This window comes from Streptococcus gallinaceus (assembly GCF_024170225.1).
Taxonomy (GTDB): domain Bacteria; phylum Bacillota; class Bacilli; order Lactobacillales; family Streptococcaceae; genus Streptococcus; species Streptococcus gallinaceus.
On sequence record NZ_JALJXU010000014.1, the window covers coordinates 1 to 3839 of the forward strand.

Consider the following 3839-nt stretch of genomic DNA (forward strand, 5'->3'; position numbering starts at 1 on the left):
CCTTCCGCACGCTTGGGATTAATAGAGGATTCTACCGACCAATTTCCTAGAATGGCTGCGATAGCTTGATTGGTCACACCTTTGCTTTTGAGATAGCCATAAACCGCCTTTGCTCTCTCGAACTCATCGCCACCAAACTGACCAATAGTTGGAAGAATGGTGGTCTGAGCCTGGATCACTTTTGGAAAGTAGAAAGCTGGATTGACATAGACTAGCTTATCTGTGTCATCATCAACCTTTTGATAGGTGACTTTTAGCCCCGTTCTGTCTTTGGTCTGGCCAATAATGTCTCCTGCCAAGACTTGTTGATGTTCACTCACTCGACCTGAATGAATGCCAAACAAAGTTAGTTTAGTCTTATTCACTCCCTTACCAGATGTCAAAACAATGTTCTCCCCATCAAGAGATACCTTGCCATCCATCGGAGCCACAATGACTTGGCCTTCTTTTGCTTCTAAGATGATATGGTGATGAAGCGTTGGTTTCTCATCAATAACCTCATAACCATATCGGTAGGTCATGTTTAAGATATCCTCATCGGTCTGTCCCTGAAAGGGATTGGCCAATTCTTGAAGAGCTAGATAGTTGCCTTCTTCGGTCAACTCCTTTAGCTCTTCTTGGTCCTCATCTGACAGCTTGTAAGGAGGTATATGGTATAAGTCAGACATGAATCTAATAGAATCACCACCATTTAAATTCGTCCAGACTTGACTGAGAAATGCTTTGTAAGTCGCACCACCTGTTTCCATGAAATCGTCAAGCTTGTAGTCTTGGTATTGATGATTCATGTAAACCATGACCTCATCAATCTTGGCGTAATAGGTAATCCCTTTATCGTTGGTTCTTGTATGTTCCGCATCTTCCCACGTCATATGAGTATAGGCCTTGGTCAATTCAATCTCATCTTGTTGAATGACACTGCTACCTGAGACACTCATGAAAAAGCTCATCATCAAAAGGAGTATCAAGAGAAGACCTGAGACAATCCAAGTCAAAGGATTTCCCGCAATTGCAGAAAAGAAGGTCAGGCTTCCCTTAATGGCTTGGACAAACCCCTTTACTCCTGCTAGACTGTGCTTTCTGGCATGCTTTAAAAAGGTTTGGTAGCGTCTTTGTGGTTTAAGAGGTTTCTGGCGTATGAAACCTTTTCCTTTTTTGAAGTTCTGGAATCGTTCCTTTCCATGAGCCACTTTCGTTTTTGTAAAACGCACACCAGTCTGACCACTTTTCACCGCCACTTTACCTGCTTGATAGGTAAACCTGCCATAGCGTCTGGCTTTCAAGCTAGTATCCTTTAATGTTCTTAGACCATCTAAATCATCATCCTGTGCCACCAAGTCAAGCGATTCAGATGCAACTAAGCCTAATCCAGCTTTGACTTTGGTAGAACTTTTCTTAGACTTTTGGACTTTCTTGAGTTGTTTGACCTCACGTTTGGCAGAACTTACTTCTTTTTCTGCACTTAGTCGATCAAATGATTTTTCTTGGTGAAACTGAAAGCGAGACTTCAAGGAAGGATTTTCTTTTTGGAAAGTAAACTTAGGATTAACTGATTTTGACTTTTCACTTAGTTTCACTTCTGACAAATGTTTTCTTGCCGTCCGCAAACGTTCTTGAGCTTGCGGAAGTCGATACTTCTTGATTTCCTTTACCTTCAACAGTCTAGGAGACACATAGGTAATTTCCTTTAGGAACTTCTCTTCTGCTTCCTTTTGGCTACTGAGTAGATTTTCTTTTAACTCTGTATTCTTTTCCTGAAAAAGAGAATTTTGGGTTGGTTTTCGAAATCGTCCTTTTTTAGGAACAGTCTGTTTTAAGGCTCTAACTTCTTTCCGATAATGCATACGGGCTGATTTTAAGTTGCTTCGAAAGTTTTGCCTGGCTTGTTTGACTACCTTTTTATCCTCTTTCATCTCATGTCCTCATTTTTTCAGGGTCCGTACTCATGATGTCAAAGAGCTTGGTGTGTTGTGGAATCTTATTTTTGAATGGGACAACGGTTGAACCGGCCTTGATTAGGCCAGCCCCTTTTTCAGGATTGACCAAGTATTTCTCCAGTTCCTTGGAAAGTCCAAGCATATGCACCAATTCTTCGCGATCGCTCTTAGCCTGTTTTAATAGAATCATGAACTCGCTATTGGCAATAATACGTCTACCATTCACATCCAAAAGAAGTGTCTCCACATTTTGAGTAATACCAGTTGGTATCGCCCCATACTTACGGACACGACTCCAGAGTTTAAAGAAGAAATCAGAGGCATACTTGTCCAATAAAAGAAGCTGCATTTCATCAAAGTAAATCCAGGTTTTCTTCCCTAGTTTTTGATTTTTCACTACCCGATTCCAAATTTGGTCAAAGATAACCATGAGGGCAATTTGTTTTAATTCATCGCCTAACTTTTTGACATTGTAAATCAGGAAATGACTGTCAGTTTTGATATTGGTTCGATGTGAAAATATATCCAGCGAGCCTTCCACATAGAGTTCCATATCCAGTGCCAAGTCCTTAGCTTCCTGTTCAGGTTGTTGGGATAAGACAAAGACCCATTCGATCAGGGACGGTGTGTCAAAATGCTTATAGGTGAGTCGTGTCACACGGTCAATCAAGGACTTCTCACGACCATCCATTTTGCGGTCTAAGAGCTTTCCAATCCAGGACAAGAGAAATTCGGACTTGACCTTGACTGGATCCTCATCCATATTCTCATCAGAGAGATCTAAGACATTTAGAAAGGTAGTGGAATCTGGGGCAATATCAATACTCTCCCCACAAAAGGCTTGACCGATAATACTGTACTCGTTTTCTGGGTCGACAATAATAATTTCAGTATCACTATCTGCTTCCTTGAGCTTAGTAGAGATGATTTCATGTTTTGTCGCCATCCCTTTTCCAGCTCCAGAAGTCCCTAAAATCAAACCTGACGGAGTATTTAACTTGCCACGGTCAATACTGATGATATTACTTGAGATTTGATTGATGCCATAAAATTTCCCACCCTTGTCCTGAATATCAACAGAAGTCCAAGGTACGTTAACGGCAATGTTGGAAGTCAGTAGAGATCGAGAAACACCTTCAAGATAGTTCTTCCCAAATGGCAAGAGACTATTAAAGGCCGCTTCTTGCATGTAGGTCAAGTTGTCAATAATCATATCATTAGAACCTGCCACTTGCTTGATAATATCAAGAGATTGTTTGAGTTGGTCTTCAGTATCTGCCAGCACACCAATCAGAAATACGGTGTCAAACAGTTTATCTCCTGTTTGGGTCATGGTTTGAAGAAGAGCTTCTGCTTCATCGATGTTGTTTTCGAGAACATGACCGACCTTCTCTAAATAGATACCTGTCCGAGCCATCTTTTGTTGTTCCCCAATCTTTTGTGATTCCATCAAGGTCTTCTTGGTTCGTAACTTAGTAATGGCTTCAGACTTGGTAGAGCCTTTGGCATGCAGGCTCATCATCACTTCCAAATCTGACTGCATCAAGTCTCTAATAAATTTATCTCCAAGCTCCATACCGTAGTCACGAACATAGACAATCTGTAATAATCGATCGTCCAATTCAATATGATTCTTGTGTTTAAAGGATAGATAGGTTGGGGCAATAAAGTGTTTAGTGGATTGACCTGATAGGGTCAAATCCTTGTAAGAGAACGGTAAATGATTTTCACCCCGCAACATATCCGCAAGAACATTCACTCGCTCCTCTCCACCAAGCAGACCAAGAGATACATCAATCTCTGAAAAGCCACTCTTGAAATATTCCCCAATTTGCGACAGAGAACGAAAAGCTAGTTTTGGTGTTTGGTCGCTCTTGCCAAATGAAAGAAACTTGACAGCTG

The 3839-nt window shown here is 41.2% G+C and carries 2 protein-coding genes; both read right to left on the reverse strand.

Going from position 1 to position 3839, the window contains the following annotated elements; genetic code table 11:
• On the reverse strand, positions 1 to 1913 hold a 1913-nt coding region (locus J2T50_RS10485), incomplete at its 3' end, for a phage tail tip lysozyme (protein ID WP_253366414.1).
• A gap of 1 nt (position 1914) precedes the next feature.
• Positions 1915 to 3839 (reverse strand): VirB4-like conjugal transfer ATPase, CD1110 family (locus J2T50_RS10490; protein WP_253366416.1); only part of this gene is annotated, 1925 nt, incomplete at its 5' end.